General features: G+C 39.6%; 14 protein-coding genes and 1 pseudogene. 10 read left to right on the forward strand and 5 right to left on the reverse strand.

Translation table 11 applies throughout. The features are described from left to right. Positions 1 to 81: 81 nt before the first annotated feature. Positions 82 to 1,404, forward strand: coding sequence for a cation:proton antiporter (locus BKK47_RS10350; protein WP_077494759.1), 1,323 nt, complete (start codon positions 82 to 84; stop codon positions 1,402 to 1,404). A gap of 79 nt (positions 1,405 to 1,483) precedes the next feature. Here BKK47_RS10350 and BKK47_RS10355 read toward each other — a convergent pair whose 3' ends face one another. After that, the gene (locus BKK47_RS10355; RefSeq protein ID WP_077494760.1) at positions 1,484 to 2,380 is read right to left on the reverse strand and encodes an AraC family transcriptional regulator; all 897 of its coding nucleotides are present in this window, start codon (positions 2,378 to 2,380) and stop codon (positions 1,484 to 1,486) included. 107 nt (positions 2,381 to 2,487) lie between these two features. Here BKK47_RS10355 and BKK47_RS10360 point away from each other — a divergent pair, with 107 nt between their 5' ends. Continuing rightward, positions 2,488 to 2,919, forward strand: coding sequence for an organic hydroperoxide resistance protein (locus BKK47_RS10360; RefSeq protein ID WP_077494761.1), 432 nt, complete (start codon positions 2,488 to 2,490; stop codon positions 2,917 to 2,919). A 45-nt stretch (positions 2,920 to 2,964) separates the two neighbouring features. Here BKK47_RS10360 and BKK47_RS10365 read toward each other — a convergent pair whose 3' ends face one another. The 3 genes and pseudogenes from BKK47_RS10365 to BKK47_RS10375 all read right to left on the reverse strand — a co-directional run bounded on the left by BKK47_RS10365 (position 2,965) and on the right by BKK47_RS10375 (position 6,319). Continuing rightward, entirely contained in the window at positions 2,965 to 4,893 is a 1,929-nt protein-coding gene (locus tag BKK47_RS10365) for an LTA synthase family protein (protein WP_077494762.1), read from the reverse strand. A 174-nt stretch (positions 4,894 to 5,067) separates the two neighbouring features. Then, a pseudogene (locus BKK47_RS10370) lies at positions 5,068 to 5,505 on the reverse strand (tetratricopeptide repeat protein); the annotation flags it as partial. 91 nt (positions 5,506 to 5,596) lie between these two features. Continuing rightward, positions 5,597 to 6,319, reverse strand: coding sequence for a YwiC-like family protein (locus tag BKK47_RS10375; RefSeq protein ID WP_077494772.1), 723 nt, complete (start codon positions 6,317 to 6,319; stop codon positions 5,597 to 5,599). Between the two features lie 111 nt (positions 6,320 to 6,430). Here BKK47_RS10375 and BKK47_RS10380 point away from each other — a divergent pair, with 111 nt between their 5' ends. The 4 genes from BKK47_RS10380 to gyrA all read left to right on the forward strand — a co-directional run bounded on the left by BKK47_RS10380 (position 6,431) and on the right by gyrA (position 11,646). Further along, positions 6,431 to 6,781 carry a RidA family protein gene (locus tag BKK47_RS10380; protein WP_077494764.1) on the forward strand — a complete coding sequence of 117 codons (351 nt, stop codon included), beginning with the start codon at positions 6,431 to 6,433 and terminating at the stop codon, positions 6,779 to 6,781. A 104-nt stretch (positions 6,782 to 6,885) separates the two neighbouring features. Then, positions 6,886 to 7,287: a Z-ring associated ZapG family protein gene (locus tag BKK47_RS10385; protein WP_077494765.1), complete on the forward strand. Its 402-nt coding sequence runs from the start codon at positions 6,886 to 6,888 to the stop codon at positions 7,285 to 7,287. Between the two features lie 175 nt (positions 7,288 to 7,462). Further along, positions 7,463 to 8,857 carry a DegQ family serine endoprotease gene (locus BKK47_RS10390; protein WP_077494766.1) on the forward strand — a complete coding sequence of 465 codons (1,395 nt, stop codon included), beginning with the start codon at positions 7,463 to 7,465 and terminating at the stop codon, positions 8,855 to 8,857. Between the two features lie 146 nt (positions 8,858 to 9,003). Next, positions 9,004 to 11,646, forward strand: a complete 2,643-nt coding sequence (gene gyrA, locus BKK47_RS10395; RefSeq protein ID WP_077494767.1) for a DNA topoisomerase (ATP-hydrolyzing) subunit A — start codon at positions 9,004 to 9,006, stop codon at positions 11,644 to 11,646. 52 nt (positions 11,647 to 11,698) lie between these two features. Here the strand turns inward: gyrA and BKK47_RS12600 are convergent, their stop codons facing one another. Next, complete coding sequence (locus BKK47_RS12600) at positions 11,699 to 11,842, reverse strand: hypothetical protein (protein WP_167366179.1); 144 nt, start codon at positions 11,840 to 11,842, stop codon at positions 11,699 to 11,701. Positions 11,843 to 12,101: 259 nt separating this feature from the next. Here BKK47_RS12600 and queC point away from each other — a divergent pair, with 259 nt between their 5' ends. The 4 genes from queC (at position 12,102) to BKK47_RS10415 (ending at position 14,714) form a co-directional block, all read left to right on the forward strand. Further along, positions 12,102 to 12,785: a 7-cyano-7-deazaguanine synthase QueC gene (gene queC, locus BKK47_RS10400; protein ID WP_077494768.1), complete on the forward strand. Its 684-nt coding sequence runs from the start codon at positions 12,102 to 12,104 to the stop codon at positions 12,783 to 12,785. Next, positions 12,778 to 13,203 carry a 6-carboxytetrahydropterin synthase QueD gene (queD, locus tag BKK47_RS10405; RefSeq protein WP_077494769.1) on the forward strand — a complete coding sequence of 142 codons (426 nt, stop codon included), beginning with the start codon at positions 12,778 to 12,780 and terminating at the stop codon, positions 13,201 to 13,203. Before queC ends, queD begins: the two co-directional genes overlap by 8 nt. Positions 13,204 to 13,209: 6 nt before the next feature. Continuing rightward, a complete protein-coding gene (locus BKK47_RS10410; protein WP_077494770.1) occupies positions 13,210 to 13,845 on the forward strand; it encodes a 7-carboxy-7-deazaguanine synthase QueE in 636 nt (211 codons plus the stop codon). Between the two features lie 113 nt (positions 13,846 to 13,958). Further along, complete coding sequence (locus BKK47_RS10415) at positions 13,959 to 14,714, forward strand: Nif3-like dinuclear metal center hexameric protein (protein ID WP_077494771.1); 756 nt, start codon at positions 13,959 to 13,961, stop codon at positions 14,712 to 14,714. Positions 14,715 to 14,968: the final 254 nt, after the last annotated feature.

Raw genomic sequence — 14,968 nt, forward strand, 5'->3', positions numbered from 1 at the left:
TTATAAATGATAGCAGTTTGCTTATACTAGACAAACACTTAATTTAATCATACCTACTATATCCTAGTTTGGAACTAAACCATGAATACATATACCTACCTCTGTTTTCTTGCCGCTATCGCCATTTTAATTAGTTTTATTACACGAAAGATCAACGACAATATTCAATACACTATTGCGATCACCGCCACTTCTATGATGGGATCGTTAATATTAGTTTTATTAGGATATTTAAATTGGTTTAATTTAGATGAGATTGCAATAAAAGTCGTTGAACGAATTAATTTTAAAGATTTCTTACTAAACGGTATTCTCGGTTTCTTGCTTTTTGCCGGTGCATTAGGCATTAAACTGCCGGTATTAAAAAATCAAAAATGGGAAATCACCACCTTCGCGCTCTTTTCTACCTTTGCCTCTACTTTCTTTATCGGTTTTATGCTTTATGGTATCAGTCAATTATTCGGCTGGCATATCGATTTAATCTACTGCATTTTATTCGGTGCATTAATCTCCCCTGACGACCCCATCGCCGTACTCGCCATTATTAAAAACTTAAAAGCACCAAAACGTTTAGCCATGCAGGTTGAAGGTGAATCTTTATTTAATGACGGGATCGGATTAGTGATTTTTACTACTGTTTTTGCTGTTGCCTTCGGAGGGCAAGAACCGACTGCCGGCGGTGTATTACACCTCTTTTTCAAAGAGGCACTAGGTGGTATTGCTTTTGGTTTTGTTCTCGGTTTACTTGCGCATTATTTGATTTCTGCAACCGATGACGGCTCGTTAGAGATTTTATTAACCCTGACAATCCCCACAGCCGGTTTTATGTTAGCGAATTTACTCAATGTTTCCGGTGCTCTAGCCATGGTTGTAGCCGGAATTTTAATCGGTAACTGGACACGCTACACCGGATTTTCAAAACAAAGCCGGCATTATTTCAATCATTTCTGGGAAATGATCGATCACTTCCTAAATTCACTTTTATTTATTTTAATCGGCTTAGCCATTCTACTGATTCATGTTTCATGGCAAGGTTTAATTCTGATTGCCCTTGCAATTCCCGTTTGCTTGATTTGTCGTTACATCAGTGTGTGGCTTCCCTTCCAAGTGATGAAACGCTATCGCAAGTACAATCCTTATACCCTACAAGTGCTTACTTGGGGGGCATTACGCGGAGGATTGGCTCTCGCAATGGCACTTTCTATTCCGATGGGGCAATCTTATATTGAAGGCTTAAATATGGACGTGCGTGATCTTATTTTAGGAATGACCTATGCCGTCGTAACTTTCTCTATTCTCGTGCAAGGTACGACTATCGAAAGCATGATACGTAAATCAAAAGAAGTAATAATGCGTGAACGTGGTTATGTTGGCGTAGGTTTAGCGAAAGATAACAAAGAATAATCCGGAAAAAGTGCGGTTAAAAATTCGGTTAAACGGTTTCATAACACCGATTTAAAAAAATAAGGTAGCGTTTAAAAGTTTATAATGTGCGAGTTTCAATAATTTTACCTCTGAGCTTCACCTCATCTTTTGGGCAACAACCAAACTTCCGTTTATACTCTCGACTAAACTGGCTCGCACTTTCGTATCCCACTTGAAATGCCGCTTCACTGGCTAGGCGATTTTCCTGCACAATCAATCGCTTGGCCTCCATTAAACGCAAAGATTTTTGATATTGAAGTGGCGACATTGTTGTTATTTTTTTGAAATGGCTGTGGAAGCTGGAAATCGACATGCCACATAATGCTGCAAGCGTCTCAATCATAACGATTTCTTGCAAATGTTGGCGTAAATATTCCGTTGCCCTCGCAATTTTATGTGTATTTGAATCAATACTTGCCATTTGTTTGAGCTTTTGACCTTGTTCACCCGTTAACAGACGATAGTAAATTTCTTGTTGAACTAAAGGTGCAAGAAAATCAATATCTTTTGGATTTTCATGCAAGAGCAAAAGCCGTTCAAAAGCCTGCCCTAAATTTTGATCAAGTTTCCATTTTCCAAAGCCGTCCTTGCTTTCATTTTTTGAGATAGGAAGTGTGGTTTGCCCCCAAAGAATTTTTTGAACCATTGGAATATCTATTTTCAGCGACATCACTAAAAACGGGTCATTTACCGTTGCTTGTTTAATTTCACCACACATGGGTACATTTACGGGGCAAAACATATAGTGTTGGCTATTAAATTGGTAACATTGATCGCCAAGTTGAACCTCTCTTTCACCTGTTAATACAATGCAAATACTGGGTTCTTGGATAATCCCCTCATAAGAAAAAGGTCGATCGGAATGACGAATTATCAATCCTTTAATCTGAGAAATATAGGTTTCGTTATGAGGAATAACATTTAAAATACGTTGAATAAAGGAGGGAGAAAACATAATAATTTGTAGAAATAGGCAAGTATTTTGCAGGAATATTATATCACTTCAAATTTAAACTCAATAAAATAACCCTATCTTAAGTAACTTAACAAAGAGGAAAAACGATGAAAATCTTTTACAAAACTTCAGCAACTGCAACGGGTGGACGTGATGGACATACTCAAGTTGATGACCATTCAATCGGGTTTGATTTAGTTGGATTTCAAAACGAAAGCGGTAAGCAAGGCACGAATCCAGAACAACTTTTTGCAATGGGCTATGCGGCGTGCTTTGATAGTGCAATGAATCACGTTGCGCCAACGTTAGGTTTAAAACCAACTAAATCTTCGACCAACGTTGCCGTGGGAATTGGTCAGAAGGTAGATGGCGTATTTAGCTTAGATTTAGACATTACCATTACCGTTGCAGACTTAAATGAGGAAGAAGCACGTACGTTAATCCAACGAGCCCATGAGGTTTGCCCTTACTCTAATGCGGTTCGCGGTAATGTTGAGGTTCGCTTACATGTAAATTTAATTCAAACTTTTGATTTATAATGTTGTGATGGTGAGCTTTCATGCCCACTATTTTTACCCATCACTTTACTTATTTTCATCTCCTGTTTGATACAAGCGATTTTTGTATAAATAACTTCCCAACAAAGCATACGCCAGTGCTTCTTTTTTCATTTCTTCCGATACATTTTTTACGGTCAATGTTTCTGTGGCTTTATCATAATAATAACCTTGTGCGGTTTTGTTTGGCATTTGGATAACCACATCACGGTTTCCTTTCATTAACGCCTGCGTTTGATCAAATTGCAGAATGGCACGATCAGGATTGACATTTTGCGTTAAATCATAGCCAATCATAGGATAATTACCACTCACGCCTGCTAAAGACAATAATGTTGTAGGCATGTCAATTTGGCTAACTAAACGCTTATCACGACGTGCTTTAATCCCTTCACCTAAAATTAATGCCGGAATCCGGAAATTTTTAATTGGTATTAGTGAGGCACCGGCAGCTCTTGAATCATGATCAGCAATCACTAAGAAAATCGTATCTTTCCAATAATTGGATTTTTTCGCTAAATTGAAAAAATGCCCAACGGCATAATCTGCATATTTTGCCGTATTATTTCGCGTGGCTTTAGGTTGTTCGTAGAGTTCAATTTTGCCGTCCGGAAACTCAAAAGGATCGTGATTACTGGAGCTGAATACGAGACTGAAAAAAGGCTTTCCCTCATTTTGCAGCTTTGTAAAAGTTTCATCCGCTTTATCGAATAAATCTTCATCACTTACTCCCCACGTGGCGGTGAATTTCGGATTTTTATAGTCTTGCTGATCAATAATCGTTTTAAATCCATTGCCATAGAAAAAACTTGCCATATTATCAAAGTGCTTTTCACCGCCATAAATAAACGAAGTTTCATAACCTTGTTTACCTAAAAAATCGGCAATGGTGAAAAAATTATTTTGTGCGTTATTGAGTTTGACCACTGCACGAGCTGGCGTTGGCGTAAAACCGGTGGTTATCGCTTCAATGCCTCGCACGGAGCGGGTTCCCGTAGCATAGATATTTTCAAATAACCACCCTTCTTTGGCTAATCTATCAATATTTGGTGAAAGGGGTTTACCGCCCAACGTACCGATAAACTGCGCCCCAAGACTTTCTTGTAATATGATGACAATATTTTTAGGCTTACCTTGATAAGTCGCAGTATTTTTAGTTAATGTTGGGAATTTTTCAGAAACATAGTCATCCATAGATCTGTTACGATTTAATTTTACGATGCGTAACATTTCATCCGTATCCATTTTGCCGTATATTTCAGAGGATTTTTCTTCATCCTTGAATTGCTGTGCTGCATAAATTACCGAATAACCTGAATTCAATACTAAAGAATTCACTAATCCATCGGAAGAAAATGCCACCATAGCAGGATTAATCCCACGGTGTTGGAGACTTGAACGCGCGCCGATAAAACTCACCCCAATTACCACCAATGCTATAATTGGGCGAACTTTCCAACTCATTGTGCGTAAATTTTTCACCGCCCAACCGGATATTTTCCAATAAATCAGTGTAGCTAAGGCAGTAAAAACGAGGCTAAAGATGACCGCACTTAAATGCCCTTCCATCAGCATCGAAAAGACTTCTTTAGGATAAATTAAGTACTCAATAAACAGGCGGTTTGGTCGATAATCATAAGTTTCAATAAATGCAGGCGTAGCAATTTCCATAAAAATAATGAAGACACTACCGAATGTTAGCCAAATCCGTAGGGGCTTTTTCCATAAATTGCTGCTGTGGAAGAATACCGTAAATAATGCCGGTACACCGAATAAGTAGCATAATGCCACTACATCAATACGTAATCCTTGTAGGAATAACGTCTCCCAACCATTTACGGAGGAAACACGTTCCATTTGCCATAAAGATAAGCCCAAGCGGGATAAAGAAAAAATAATAAGGTTGATAAATACAAAAATAACGATTGGAAATAGGGGGGAACGTGTGTTTTTCATAAAAAATATTCTTATTGTTAAGGGATATTATGCTCAGTAAAGATTCCTTAATCTTTGCTCAGCTACTTGTTTAATTTCATTCGGCATGCCGTTTGAAACCAAAATCTCACGATAAATTAATGCCGCAAGAGGTTTATTCATTGAGGTACCAATACCTTTTTCGTAGTAAATCCCCAAACGCAATCTGGCATCCGGATTCTCTAAATCGGCGGCTTTTTTAACCCATTCAAAAGATTTTGTTTCATCTTTTTGTTTCAGATAAATTTCAGCCAACATCATCATGGCATCCAAATCTTTTGCTTTTGCTGTGGTTTCAAATAATTTTATGGCTTGTGGAATATCTTTTTTCACATAATCGCCGCTGTAATACATCATCGCCAAATTATTAATGGCTCGAATACTTCCCATCTCTGCCGCTTCACTAAACCACCAATAAGCCTTTTCTTTATTTTTCTCCACGCCGCGACCAAGGTTATAAAGCATCCCCAAATTACCCTGTGCTTGGACGTTTCCTTCCAAAGCGAGAGGTTGCATAATTTCAAATACAGATCGCCAATCCTGTTTATTGGCAAAATCCTGTGCAATATTCATACGTTGTTGATCCGTTAATTTGTCTTTCATTTTCTCTTCTTCAGCATAGCTCGAAAAAGCGCTTGAAAGTCCCCAAAGTGCGGTAAAAATAACGAGTGATTTTTTCATTAAATTATCCTGTTAATGTGCCGAGTAAAAGAAATATAAAGAAAATAGCTGTTATTAAGAACTCCGTTAGACCGATTTGTTTAACAGAAAGTTTCTTATGCGGTAAATAAATTGCACGAAGCCAGCCAATAAAAAATGCCAATGCGAGATAAAATTGTCCCGTTACGACAAAATATGCTACAAGGAAAGAGTGAAAAAGAATGGATGCCCGTAAATATTTTCGATTTTTCCGTTCACGCATCATTGATTTCACATAAATTGTCGTGCCGATAAAAAACAATGAAGGATAAATGGCAACCCACCAAATTTTCATATCAAAAGTGCGGTCGGAAAAATAATATGCGCCCATTCCGACAAGAGCAAAAATAGCAATACCGGCAAGATCATTCAATAAATTACGTTCATCTTTTTGTTTAATATAATAAATATTCACGAAAACAAAGGGCAACATTGGCACAATAAAATAAAGAACCTGTCCGTTATAAAGCAATGCGGGGAAAGCAAAAACAAGCGTGGCGACCCCATAAATGAGAGTCCATTTTCGATATTGTTCGATATTTTTGCCTTTAAACAAATTTAAAAAAGGGTAAGACATCAAATAAAGCGAGAACCATGCAATTAATAAAAAGGCATGCGCCCACACAGGACGGCTAAGCAACATTCCATAAAAGAAAGGTAATAATGCCATGACAACGGCACCATGTTGATTAGAAATTAAGAGTTTCATATTAGACATAAGTGAGAATAATTCTCGAATATTCTACTCCGCTAAACTCGAATTTACAAAGCCTTAGCCACCCTTTAGAATACAATCGGTTTAGTTTTAAAGGAAAATATTATGACGATTAAACGAACTCATCCCAGCGAACGTTTTTGCGAAGTTTCTATTTATAACGGCATTGCCTATTTTGCCGGACAAGTGCCGGAAGAAACCCTTGAAAAAAACGCTTACGAACAAACGAAAGAAGTACTTTCTCTCATTGATAAATTGCTTGCCGAAATAGGATCGCACAAAGGCAATATTCTCAATGCACAAATTTTTCTTGCCGATATGAAAGATTATGAACAATTAAATCAAGCTTGGGATGAATGGGTTGATCGTTCAAACCCGCCAAGCCGTGCGACCGTTGAAGCCAAATTAGCCATGCCGGAATGGAAAGTGGAAATTGTGATTACCGCTGCGGTTTAAATATTAAATTTGTGATCCGTAGCAAAGAAATTTTTTTTCATTTTTCTTACAATGCTTTTTACCATTCAAATACTTTAATAAACAACAAATATAAGGAGTAAACTATGCAAGCGTGGACAACTGAAATGTGGCAAACTGCCGGTATCGGTTTAGCGGTGGGGGTTATCCTCGGCTATTTAATTTTACGTTTAACCAAAGGATCGGTAAAACAGCAAGTTCAAACGGAAACAGAGCTAAAAGCGGTGAAAGCCCGACTTGAAAGCCAAAATCAACAACTCGAAAAACATTTCGCAGAAAGTGCGGAATTATTTAAAACCCTCATCGGCGATTATCAAAAACTCTATCGTCATTATGCTAACTCTTCCGACGCTTTATTAGGGGAAAATCCAAAAGGTTTATTCACACAACAATTAATCACCGCCGTAGATAAACCGCAAAATGAACCGCCGCTGGATTATTCTGAAGGCTCGTCAGGGTTACTTAAAACAGAAAAAGAAAATCATTAAACAACTCTAAATGCGGTCAGAAAAAACAATTTCAATTCTGACCGCACTTTTTTTAATTTTTTTCTCAAATACCTTGTTTTTCTTGAACATTTCATTTATTCCTTTGTCTGATGAAACACCATTTAGGTATGAACTTTTCTCTTTCACAAGAAAGATCGTTTTACTTGGAGATTCTATGAAAAAAAGACATTTTATATTAACCGGTATTGCATTAGGTTTAAGCGTTTTAGGTACGTCTGTGAGTGTGCAGGCGAACCTGCCGAGTTTTGTGGTAAACCAGCAAAATAGCCTTGCTCCCATGCTTGAAAAAGTACAACCCTCAGTAGTCACAATTTCAGTGGAAGGTAAAGCAAAAAATAGCGGCCGTTCTTTCCTACCTGATGATATTCCTGAAGAATTTAAATTTTTCTTTGGCGATCAATTCGCCGAACAATTTGGCAATCGCGGTAGCGGGCGTAACTTTCGTGGTCTGGGCTCCGGTGTCGTGATTAATGCGGATAAAGGTTATGTGCTAACCAATAACCATGTGATTAACGATGCAGATAAAATCAACGTTACTTTACAAGACGGACGTGAATTTAAAGCAAAATTAGTCGGAAAAGACGAACAGTCGGATATTGCGTTAATTCAAATTGAAAAACCGTCAAATTTGACCGCACTTAAATTTGCCGACTCCGATAAATTACGTGTAGGTGATTTCACTGTTGCTATCGGTAACCCATTCGGCTTAGGGCAAACCGTGACTTCCGGTATTATATCCGCATTAGGCCGTTCAACAGGTTCCGACAGCGGTGCGTATGAAAATTACATTCAAACTGATGCGGCAGTAAACCGTGGTAACTCAGGCGGTGCGTTGGTGAACTTAAACGGCGAATTAATCGGTATCAACACGGCGATTATTTCACCAAGCGGCGGTAATGCCGGCATTGCATTTGCAATTCCAAGTAACCAAGCAAACAATATCGTTCAACAAATTTTAGAATTTGGTGAAGTACGTCGCGGTTTACTCGGTATTAAAGGCGGTGAATTAAATGCCGATTTAGCCAAAGCATTTAACGTGAATGCGCAACAAGGTGCATTTGTGAGTGAAGTATTACCTAATTCCGCTGCGGAAAAAGCCGGCATTAAAGCCGGTGATGTGATCACCGCAATGAACGGTCAAAAAATCTCAAGTTTTGCGGAAATGCGGGCTAAAATCGCCACTTCCGGTGCCGGCAAAGAAATTGAGCTAACCTATTTGCGAGACGGTAAATCACAAGATGTTAAAGTGAAACTGCAAGCGGATAACGGCAAAGGATTGAGTGCAAGCAATATTGAATTGCGTGCCTTAGACGGAGCAGAATTAAATAACTACAATGCGAAAGGAATAAAAGGGATTGAAATCACTAAAGTTCAACCGAATTCCCTTGCGGCTCAACGCGGTTTGAAAACCGGTGATATTATCATTGGCGTAAACCGCCAAGCGGTAGAATCAACTCAAGATTTACGTAAAATTTTAGAGGGAAAACCGTCTGCTGTGGCATTAAATATCTTACGTGGAGAAAATAATTTTTATTTATTAGTGCAATAAGTTTAAAAGTGCGGTCTGTTTGACGGCAATTTTACCAAAACGGTGTTTTATCACAGATAAAGCACCGTTTTTCATGGGAAAAACTAGGGAAAAGTCCTCTCTTATGCTATAATTCCCACAATTTTTTGATCGAAAAAGGAATACCCATGACGGATTCAATTCAATCCTCAATTACCCCTGTCAATATTGAAGAAGAACTCAAATCCTCCTATCTTGACTATGCCATGTCTGTGATTGTCGGACGAGCTTTACCTGATGTACGTGACGGTTTAAAACCCGTACATCGTCGCGTATTGTTTTCAATGGATCGCGAGGGCAATACGGCAAATAAAAAATATGTCAAATCGGCTCGTGTCGTCGGGGACGTTATCGGTAAATATCACCCTCATGGTGATTCTGCCGTGTATGACACTATCGTCCGTATGGCACAACCATTCTCACTGCGTTATATGTTGGTGGACGGGCAAGGTAACTTTGGTTCGATTGATGGCGATGCGCCTGCGGCAATGCGTTATACCGAAGTACGTATGCAAAAAATTACGCAGGCATTGCTCACGGATTTGGATAAAGAAACCGTCAATTTTTCACCAAACTATGATGGCGAATTAATGATCCCTGATGTGTTGCCTACCCGTATTCCGGCACTGCTTGCAAACGGTTCGTCCGGTATTGCCGTAGGGATGGCAACCAATATTCCGCCTCACAACCTAAATGAAGTATTAAACGGTTGTTTGGCTTATATTGGTAACAATGACATCACTATTGATGAATTAATGCAATATATTCCGGGGCCGGACTTCCCTACCGCCGCCTTAATCAATGGGCGTAAGGGTATTGAAGAAGCCTATCGTACCGGTCGTGGTAAGGTCTATGTTCGCGCGCGGGCGACTGTTGAAACCAATGATAAAGGTCGCGAACAAATTATCGTGTCTGAATTGCCTTACCAAGTAAACAAGGCAAAATTGGTGGAAAAAATTGCCGAGCTTATTCGCGAGAAAAAAATTGAAGGTATCAGCAATATTACCGATCTTTCCAACAAAGAAGGGATTCGCATTGAGATCGATATCAAACGCGATGCCGTAGGTGAAGTGGTATTAAACCACCTTTATTCTTTCACCCAAATGCAGGTCACCTTTGGTATCAATATGGTTGCCTTGGATCACGGTCAGCCACGTTTATTCAATCTGAAAGAAATCATTGAAGCCTTTGTGTTACACCGCCGTGAAGTGGTCACTCGTCGTTCGATTTTTGAACTTCGTAAAGCCCGTGAGCGTACCCATATTTTAGAAGGCTTAGCAGTAGCGCGTTCTAATATTGATGAAATGATCGCCATTATCCGCAATTCCAAAAACCGAGAGGAAGCCGCTAACGCTATTAGTTCACGTTCTTGGGCATTGCATGGCGATATTATCAATTTGCTTGATATCACAGCCCGTCCGGACGATCTTGAGGAAAACCTAGGCATTCAAGGCGAACAATATTATTTATCACCGGCACAGGTCAATGCGATTTTAGAACTTCGCTTACACCGTTTAACCGGCATCGCTTTTGAAGAAGTAGTGAAAGAATACCAAGAATTATTGGTAAAAATTGCCGACCTTCTTCATATTTTGGGCAGTGCCGAACGCTTAATGGAAGTGATCCGTGAAGAATTAGAAGAAGTGAAATCACAATTTGGTGACGAACGCTTAACGGAAATCACCACGGCTTCGGGCGATATTGATTTAGAAGATCTTATCGCTCAAGAAGATGTGGTGGTGACACTTTCCCATGAAGGTTACGTGAAATATCAACCGCTGACCGATTATGAAGCGCAACGCCGTGGCGGGAAAGGAAAATCTGCCACGAAGATGAAAGAAGAAGATTTCATTGAAAAACTACTGGTTGCCAATACCCATGATACGATCCTCTGTTTCTCAAGTCGCGGGCGTTTATATTGGCTAAAAGTGTATCAACTTCCACAAGCCAGCCGTGGGGCCCGCGGTCGTCCAATTGTGAATATTCTGCCATTACAAGAAAATGAACGTATCACCGCCATCCTACCGGTTTCCGCCTATGAAGAAGATAAATTTGTGGTAATGGCAACGGCAGGCGGCGTGGTGAAGAAAATCGCCCTCACTGAATTTAGCCGCCCACGTTCAAGCGGTATCATCGCCTTGAATTTACGTGATGAAGATGAACTTATCGGCGTCGATATTACAGATGGCAACAATGAAATTATGTTGTTCTCTTCTCAAGGTCGTGTAGTGCGTTTCTCTGAAAGTGCGGTACGTGCAATGGGGCGTTTAGCAACCGGAGTTCGAGGTATTAAACTCGCCTTAACAAACGATATTTCAGAAGATGAAAGTGCGGTCGAAATTGAAGAAGTTTCTGATGAAAATGCAGAAGATTCCTTAGATCTCAATATCGACAAAGTGGTTTCCTTGGTTATTCCAAAAGGCGAAGGTGCAATCTTGACCGCAACCCAAAACGGTTACGGTAAACGCACACAATTAAGCGAATATCCGACAAAATCACGCAATACTAAAGGTGTCATTTCTATTAAGGTGAGCGAGCGCAACGGGAAAGTGGTCGCCGCAACCCAAGTGGAAGAAACCGATCAAATTATGCTAATCACTGATGCCGGTACGCTTGTTCGCACCCGTGTAAGTGAGGTCAGTATTGTGGGTCGTAACACACAAGGTGTGCGTTTAATCCGTACTGCAGAAAACGAAAATGTTGTTAGTCTTGAGCGCGTGTGTGATGTAGATGAAGAAGAACTATCACAAGATAGCGATTCCGAACAATAATTCTAAGCAATAAAAAGTGCGGTTAAAATTAACCGCACTTTAACCGTTTACCTTAACGATTTACTCCCCAATTACGGGTGTTTTTATCAAATTTCATCCCGGAATGAGATCCTTCCGAACCGTTAAAATACACGTCCTTATTGGCACAAGCAGAAAGAAGCAATGCTCCCACAACAACGAATAATAATTTCTTCATGACATCTACCTTTGTTTACTGTGATTAAATTGCTTCGGATTCTAACATAATCTCGGCATGCCCACCACTTCCGTAAAAATTCGATCTATCTAAAATCATCTTATCATTCATTTCAAATAGCTGATATTTGCCAAAAAGCATGGTAATAACTTGATAAAATACGCCATCCCCTCTACAATGCACGCCTTATGTAGTTCGCAAACCTCCTACATGGGCGCATTAAAATATAACTGCGCCCTAAACAAAACTAGGTACTAAAATGAATATTTCAAACCCAAACCGTAACCGTAAAGCGGTCGTAATTTTTTCCGGTGGGCAAGATTCCACCACCTGTCTATTTCAAGCCATAGCCGATTACGGCAAAGAAAATGTCGAAACTATCACTTTTCAATATGGCCAGCGACACGCCATTGAGCTAGAAAAAGCACAGTGGATTACCCAAGATCTTGGCATAAAGCAAACCTTGGTTGATACATCCGTTATAAAAGCCATTACCCATAACGCTTTAATCGATCAACAAACTAAAATCGAACAAAAAAACAACGAACTTCCAAACACCTTTGTAGATGGTCGAAATGCCTTATTTTTACTTTATGCCGCAATTTATGCGAAGGGGCAAGGGATTCAAGACATCATCACGGGGGTATGTGAAACAGACTTTAGCGGTTATCCGGATTGCCGTGATGTTTTCGTCAAGTCTATGAATGTTACGCTCAATCTTGCCATGGATTATCAATTCAACATTAAAACACCTTTAATGTATCTCACCAAAGCACAAACCTGGCAGCTTGCCGATGAGCTAGGTGCGCTGGATTATGTGCGCGACCACACGCACACTTGCTATGAGGGCGTAGAAGGCGGCTGCGGAAAATGTCCGAGTTGCGAATTACGCGAAAACGGTTTGGCAGAATATTTAGCACAAAAAGGCGGTGCCAATGTTTAAAATTTCAAAAGAATTTAGCTTCGATATGGCGCATTTATTGGATGGTCACGATGGAAAATGCCAAAACCTACACGGGCATACTTACAAATTACAAGTAGAAATCAGCAAAGATTTAGTTCATTGCGGTGCGAAAAAATCTATGGTTATGGATTTTTCCGATTTAAAAAATATTGTGAAAAAAGCTGTTTTAGACCCCATGGATCATGCCTTTATTTACGATCAAACCAGTGAACGGGAAAGTAAAATTGCCGCATTATTGCAAGAATTAAATTCAAAAACCTTTGCCGTACCTTTTCGCACTACCGCTGAAGAAATGGCCCGTTTTATTTTCAAGCGTTTAAAATATGATGAAAAATTAGCTGTTTCTGCCATTCGTTTATGGGAAACGCCTACTTCTTTTTGTGAATATTCGGAGTAATGTGCGGTGAAAAATCCAGCTGTTTCAGATTCAGAACCGCACTTTAATATTGTCGAAATATTTGAAAGTCTGCAAGGGGAAGGCTTCAATACAGGGATGCCTAGCATTTTTGTTCGTTTTGGTAAATGTAATCTTGCCTGCCCTTGGTGCGACACATCTTATAATCAATTTGAACGTCAATCAGCCTCGCAAATTTTGGCAAAAGTGCGGTCGTTTTCAGCGAAGAATATTATCATCACCGGTGGCGAACCAACCATCGTGCCAAAACTTGAAATCTTACTTGAACAGTTTAAAAGACTTGGTTATTTTCTGGCGATAGAAACTAACGGTTTAAAACCCGTTCCGCCGCAAATAGATTACATCGCAACCAGCCCCAAACGACTTTATACGCACAAATACGAAAAACAGTGCATTGATTTTGCCAATGAAGTACGTATTGTCGCAGATGAAAACATCCTCTCCTTCTGTGAATTAATTGAACAAAAAATTCAGGCTGCTCATTACTATCTCTCCCCTTGTGAAATAGAGGGGAAAATGAATCTACTGGAAACAATTACTCAGTTAGGCAAACTCAATCAGCGCACGAATAAACCCAAATGGCAATTAAGTTTACAAACTCATAAACTAGTGGGTATTGAATAAAAAAGTAAGGCGTAAAACAGGGCTAGTACAATGTTTCCAACAAACTTTTGTACTAGCCATTTTTTTTTAAATTTCGTACTATACCCCATCTTTTTCTCATTTCTCTTTTATTTATGAATAATCTTGAACTCGAGCAGCTTCTCAACCAAACACTCAATTCAAACCAAATTTCCGATTATGCTCCGAACGGTTTACAGGTAGAAGGCAAAACAGACATAAAAAAAATCATCACCGGTGTTACCGCCAGCCAAGCCTTAATTGATTATGCGGTTGAACAACAAGCCGATGCCTTGCTGGTACATCACGGGTATTTTTGGAAAAACGAAAATCCTTGTATTCGAGGCATGAAAGGTAAACGAATCAAAACCTTATTAGTCAATGACATTAACCTGTACGGATACCATCTCCCTTTAGATGTGCATCCGGAATTAGGGAATAACGCTCAACTCGCCAAACTTTTAGGGATTGAAAACTTACGTCCGCTAGAAAGTAGTACGCCAAGTATTCCCGTTTGGGGAGAACTGAATGAGCCAATAACGGCAACAGAATTTGCCGCCCGTATTGAACGGATTCTTCAACGTAAACCGTTAATTTGTACCGAAAACGGACCGCACTTTATGCGCAAAATCGGTATCTGTACCGGGGGAGGACAGGGTTATATCGACCTAGCTGCGGCACAAGGTTGTGACGCCTTTATTACCGGAGAGGTATCGGAACAAACCATCCACTCCGCCCGTGAACAAGGTATCCATTTCTTTGCAGCCGGTCATCACGCTACCGAACGTTACGGAATTAAAGCACTAGGCGAGTGGCTATCAAAAGAATATGGCTTTGATGTGGAATTTAAGGATATTGATAATCCTGCGTAACCCATCACTGACTCTTTAATTTATGGGGCCGAACCAATCAGCCCCAAACTTCATAATATTTCTTCAGTTCTTTACCACACTATAGGTGTTTTGTTTAAGAAAAAAACGAAATTCATATAACTTGAAAAATAAAGGAAAATTTATATGTTTATTCCATTATCTTTTCGCTGAGCTTCCTTCACTTAGTTATAAATGTTTTTCTTCTATTACCCCATTAACAATTACTACTCATTTTTGTTATACTTCCGTCCCAT

This window comes from Rodentibacter mrazii, assembly GCF_001998825.1.
Taxonomy (GTDB): Bacteria; Pseudomonadota; Gammaproteobacteria; order Enterobacterales; family Pasteurellaceae; genus Rodentibacter; species Rodentibacter mrazii.

What these genes read in the sequence shown, in the direction of transcription:
- BKK47_RS10375 (WP_077494772.1), bottom strand. Translation starts at nt 6,319, where the DNA reads ATGAAACTCTTAATTTCTAATCAACATGGTGCCGTTGTCATGGCATTA.
- queC (WP_077494768.1), top strand. Translation starts at nt 12,102, where the DNA reads ATGAATATTTCAAACCCAAACCGTAACCGTAAAGCGGTCGTAATTTTT.
- BKK47_RS10365 (WP_077494762.1), bottom strand. Translation starts at nt 4,893, where the DNA reads ATGAAAAACACACGTTCCCCCCTATTTCCAATCGTTATTTTTGTATTT.
- BKK47_RS10360 (WP_077494761.1), top strand. Translation starts at nt 2,488, where the DNA reads ATGAAAATCTTTTACAAAACTTCAGCAACTGCAACGGGTGGACGTGAT.
- queD (WP_077494769.1), top strand. Translation starts at nt 12,778, where the DNA reads ATGTTTAAAATTTCAAAAGAATTTAGCTTCGATATGGCGCATTTATTG.
- BKK47_RS10415 (WP_077494771.1), top strand. Translation starts at nt 13,959, where the DNA reads ATGAATAATCTTGAACTCGAGCAGCTTCTCAACCAAACACTCAATTCA.
- BKK47_RS10390 (WP_077494766.1), top strand. Translation starts at nt 7,463, where the DNA reads ATGAAAAAAAGACATTTTATATTAACCGGTATTGCATTAGGTTTAAGC.
- gyrA (WP_077494767.1), top strand. Translation starts at nt 9,004, where the DNA reads ATGACGGATTCAATTCAATCCTCAATTACCCCTGTCAATATTGAAGAA.
- BKK47_RS10380 (WP_077494764.1), top strand. Translation starts at nt 6,431, where the DNA reads ATGACGATTAAACGAACTCATCCCAGCGAACGTTTTTGCGAAGTTTCT.
- BKK47_RS10350 (WP_077494759.1), top strand. Translation starts at nt 82, where the DNA reads ATGAATACATATACCTACCTCTGTTTTCTTGCCGCTATCGCCATTTTA.
- BKK47_RS10385 (WP_077494765.1), top strand. Translation starts at nt 6,886, where the DNA reads ATGCAAGCGTGGACAACTGAAATGTGGCAAACTGCCGGTATCGGTTTA.
- BKK47_RS12600 (WP_167366179.1), bottom strand. Translation starts at nt 11,842, where the DNA reads ATGAAGAAATTATTATTCGTTGTTGTGGGAGCATTGCTTCTTTCTGCT.
- BKK47_RS10355 (WP_077494760.1), bottom strand. Translation starts at nt 2,380, where the DNA reads ATGTTTTCTCCCTCCTTTATTCAACGTATTTTAAATGTTATTCCTCAT.